This is a genomic window from Mesotoga sp. UBA6090 (assembly GCF_002435945.1).
In the GTDB taxonomy this organism is placed as follows: Bacteria; Thermotogota; Thermotogae; order Petrotogales; family Kosmotogaceae; genus Mesotoga.
The window spans coordinates 1-4337 of the sequence record NZ_DIXC01000045.1 but is presented as its reverse complement, the minus strand read 5'-3'; the positions used below and the strand labels follow the sequence as shown (position 1 = coordinate 4337).

The 4337-nt window shown below is 45.8% G+C and carries 3 protein-coding genes and 1 rRNA gene; all 4 read right to left on the bottom strand.

What is annotated here, in order from left to right; all coding sequences use genetic code 11:
• Positions 1 to 195: ribosomal RNA gene (locus B3K42_RS07105) — 16S ribosomal RNA — on the bottom strand; the annotation flags it as partial.
• A gap of 187 nt (positions 196 to 382) precedes the next feature.
• Entirely contained in the window at positions 383 to 1654 is a 1272-nt protein-coding gene (locus B3K42_RS07100) for a M16 family metallopeptidase (RefSeq protein ID WP_110989732.1), read from the bottom strand.
• Positions 1655 to 1660: 6 nt separating this feature from the next.
• Entirely contained in the window at positions 1661 to 3844 is a 2184-nt protein-coding gene (locus tag B3K42_RS07095) for a polyribonucleotide nucleotidyltransferase (protein WP_292597899.1), read from the bottom strand.
• A 103-nt stretch (positions 3845 to 3947) separates the two neighbouring features.
• Entirely contained in the window at positions 3948 to 4208 is a 261-nt protein-coding gene (gene rpsO, locus B3K42_RS07090; protein WP_099829023.1) for a 30S ribosomal protein S15, read from the bottom strand.
• Positions 4209 to 4337 lie beyond the last annotated feature (129 nt).

Below are 4337 nucleotides of genomic sequence, written 5' to 3'. Positions count from 1 at the left end.
TGCTGTTGCACCTTTCTCCTCTCGGTCTTATGCGGTATTAGCTGTCCTTTCGGTCAGTTATCCCCCTGCAGAAGGTACGTTCCCACGTGTTACTCACCCGTTCGCCACTCTATGTGTTGCCACATACCGTTCGACTTGCATGTGTCAAGCACGCCGCCAGCGTTCACCCTGAGCCAGGATCAAACCCTCCATCCATGACTCATTTTTTTTGAAACTCGCTGGATTGCTATCCATTTTTCAATGACCCTTCTTCCTCGCTCGTCCTTACCGCTAACGCTAACTTCGCGTCAGCAATTCCTATACTACCAGTACCCCTTACCATTGTCAAGTTACAGGTTCGTTTCCTTAACGCCCTTCTTTCAGTGAATACATGCGGATTGGCTCAAATTTCGAAGCTCTCTTCTGAAAGGAATCTTGACCGCTGCTTCTTTTCAGGGAGAAGGAGGGACACATTCCATTTTCCAGCAATATACTTCTTGATCGAAGCATTCACATCATCAATCGTGAGACGGTCTATTCTGGTTATCAAATCTTCTAGAGAATCAGGCTTTCCGCAAATCACCACATCATCCAGGAATCTGCTTAGAGTTAGCAACGTTCCTTCGGTAGACATCAACAGCTTTCCTCGAGCCCTTTCCTTTCCATAAGTGAACTGGGCCTCAGTTACTCCACGATCGATAAGGGTGTCCATTTCCTTTTTCAGAGAATCTACTAGGTTGTCGAGATTCTTTGGACTGGTGGTAGCATTTATCATGAATGCGCCGGAATCTGCGTATGAAACGAATTCCGAGCTGATATTGTATACCATTCCTAGTTCTTCTCGAATGTTGTGAAAGAGAATGGAACTCATTCCGCTTCCGAAAAGAGTGTTGAAAATCTTAAATGCATCGAAGTCATCTTTGTACCTTCTACCCGGCGCGTCTCTTGTCAGAAGTATATGAACTTGCTGGAGGTCTTTTCTTTTTTCAACGATCCATAATGGCTCTTTCGAAATCACCGGAGATTTCGGGGTGATTTTGGATTCATTTTTCCTCATTGATAGAAGTTTTTCTTCAGCGCTCTTCAGTAAGTCTGCGCCGTAATTCCCAGAGACAGCAAAAACAGCGTTGTTTGCCACATATGTGTGGCCGTAGAAGTCGGCTACATTGGTTCTCTGTAGACCTTGTACGGTATTGTGATAGCCAAGAATAGGCCTTCCGAAATCCCGATCCCATACTTTTTCAATTGTCATGTCGTATATTCTGTCGTATGGGTCGTCTTCGGCAGAGGCTATCTCCTCGAGAATTACTCCTCTTTCGAGATCCAGGGACGCTTCATCGAAACGAGGCGAAGTGATCAAATCAAAGAGGATCTCCATAGCTTCCAAAGCATATGTGTCAGGGACCTTTGCATAATATACTGTAGAGACTCTCCCGGTGTATGCGTTGAGACTACCACCTATTCTCTCTATCGGTTCCTTAATTTCGAATGCATTTCTTCTTAGAGTTCCCTTGAATAGAGCATGCTCTATGAAATGAGAAACTCCGCTGATGACATCATCTTCATCAGCGGAACCTACCTTCATGGCGAAAGCCATCGAAACGGTCCTCGTCTCTTGCTTTCGCTCGCCAATAATTACTGCACCGTTTGGCAGCTCAATATATTGATTATTCATCACTACCTACTTTCTATTTCTATCTCCTCGATTTCTGTCGTTTCTTGGAAAGGGCTTTCTATTGTCTCTTCTCTTTTCCTCAGTCACTTCCACGCCTTCAAGCTTTAGACTGATCTTGCCCATCTGATCTGTCCCTGCAATCTCGACAGCAATAGTATCTCCAACTTTATGCTCTCTCAAGAAGTCTTTTCCATTAGCTCCCATCTTCGAAATATGGAGAAGTCCTGTCTTCCCAGGTGCGATCTCCACAAAGAATCCGTAGGCCTCGGCCCTTGTTATCTTTCCTTCAAAGAGTTGTCCGGGTTTGACTTCAGATATTATCGCGTCAATGACCTTCTCAAGCAGGACGAGCTTCTCTCTATTGCTTCCTACTATCTTAGCCTGGGACTTCTCGTCATCGATGAAGATTGTCGAGTCATAGTCGCTTGAAAGCCTCTTAATGACCTTTCCTCCGGGGCCAATGATTTCTCCGATCTTCTCATATGGAAGATTGATGGTCCTGATAATTGGTGCGTAATCGGAGACGTACTCCCTCGGGGCAGGAACGGCTTGATACATGAGATCAAGTATCTTGAGTCTGGCGGTTTTTGCCTGTTCAAGCGCCTTTGTCATTATTTCGCTGGATACACCGGCGACTTTGACATCCATCTGGAAGGCTGTGATCCCGTCTCGCGTTCCTGTAACCTTGAAGTCCATGTCTCCCATGTGATCTTCGTTTCCAAGAATGTCTGTGAGAACGACAGTTTTCTCGGGTTCCTGAATCATACCCATTGCAACGCCCGCGACATGTTTCTCCATCGGGACACCGGCAGCCATCAAAGCGAGTGACCCGGAGCAAACAGTCGCCATTGAAGAGGAGCCGTTTGATTCCAAAACCTCGGAAACTACTCTGATAGTGTATGGGAAAGACTCACCTTTGGGAACGATGTTCTTTAGTGATCTCTCTGCAAGATGTCCGTGTCCTATCTCCCTGCGACCGGGGCCTCTCAGTCTCTTGACTTCCCCAGTGCTGAATGGAGGGAAGTTGTAGTGGAGCATGAATGACTTTGAACCTTCCTCAAACATTGTATCGACTATTTGCTCATCCATTGTCGCACCTAGAGTTACAATGCCCAGACTCTGGGTCTCTCCACGCGTAAAGAGAGCGGATCCGTGGGCTCTGGGCAGAAGATCGAGTTCGATGTTGATCGGGCGAATCTCGTCGTGCTTTCTTCCATCCATCCTCACATCGTCTTCGATAACTCGCTTTCTCATAACTTCTTTCTCTATGTCGTGAAAGAGATCTTTCACAAAACCAGTATTCGCTTCGATCTCTTCTTCTGACCAAGTTTCCTTTGCCTTCTCAGTGAAGAGTTCGATAAGCTCGTCTCTATATGTCTTTAGAGCCCTGTCTTTGTTTTTCTTGCCGGGAGTTAGCATAATCTCAGCAAGCTTGTCTCTGTCTACCATGGCATTGAATGGTTCGAGGAAACCCTCGGGAGCGACTGGGATTTCTGCTACCCACTTTTCTATCTCGAACTCGCTTATGATTTCCTTCTGGAAGGCAACAAGAGACTTAATTGCTTCATGAGCAGCTTCCAAAGCTCCAACCATAACTTCTTCGGAGACTTCTTTTGCCTCTCCTTCAACCATCGCAACTGCGTTTTCGGTTCCTGCGACTACTATATCGAGTTCTGATCTGTCAAGTTCTTCCGCTGAGGGGAAGATAACGTACTTTCCATCAACGTAACCAACCTGAACTCCGGCAACGATTCCTTCGAAGGGAATAGGCGAAATATTCAGTGCAAGTGAAGAGCCCGTTATTCCCCAAATGTCGGGTGGATTGTCCGGATCGGCCGAGAGAACGGTTATGATGACCTGGATCTCGTTTCTCATTCCATCAGGGAAGAGAGGTCGGATAGGCCTGTCAATTATTCGAGCAGAGAGAACCGCATTGTCACTCGGTCTGCTCTCTCTTTTTAGAAATCCACCCGGAATCTTTCCGGCGGCATAGAACTTCTCCTGATATTCAACAGTTAGCGGTAGAAAGTCAGTTCCTGGCATAGCCTTTTCATTTCCATTTACAGTAGTAAGCAAGACTGAATCGGCATATTTGAGCAGTACAGCTCCATCAGCCTGTTTGGCCATCTTCCCGTTTTCTATGACGAGTTTCTGGCCGAAGAATTCCCTTTCCCATCTCTTGTAACTCACAATAACACCTCTTTTTTCAATTCATCAAATAACCAATTATATCAGCTGTGTGAAATCCACGCAAAAAAGGAGCGGTATCCCGCTCCCGGCGATTTCTACTCTATCAACCTCTCAGCCCGAGTTTGCTTATCAGTTCCAGATATACTTCAGGCTTCTTGGTCTTTATGTATCTCAACATCTTTCTTCGTCTTCCGACCAGCTTGAGAAGTCCTCTTCTGGTATGAAAATCCTTTGGATGTTTCTTGAGATGCTCGGTGAGATGCCTGATTCTTGCGGTTAATATTGCAATCTGTACTTCGGTTGAACCGGAGTCGTTTTCATGGATCTGAAATTCCTTGACCAATTCCTGTCTGTTGACTTCCATGTATCTGCCTCCTAATATAATCCTCTATCCAGGAATGGGCTATGCCTCAAACCGAGAATAGGGCAAGGCAATTCTAAACCGATCAGTCCTTCTTGTCAACTCCACGATATGCATCACAAATAATCTACT

Bases quoted from the DNA above. Each gene is read 5' to 3' on its own strand.
- B3K42_RS07100 (WP_110989732.1), bottom strand. From the start codon at position 1,654: ATGAATAATCAATATATTGAGCTGCCAAACGGTGCAGTAATTATTGGC.
- rpsO (WP_099829023.1), bottom strand. From the start codon at position 4,208: ATGGAAGTCAACAGACAGGAATTGGTCAAGGAATTTCAGATCCATGAA.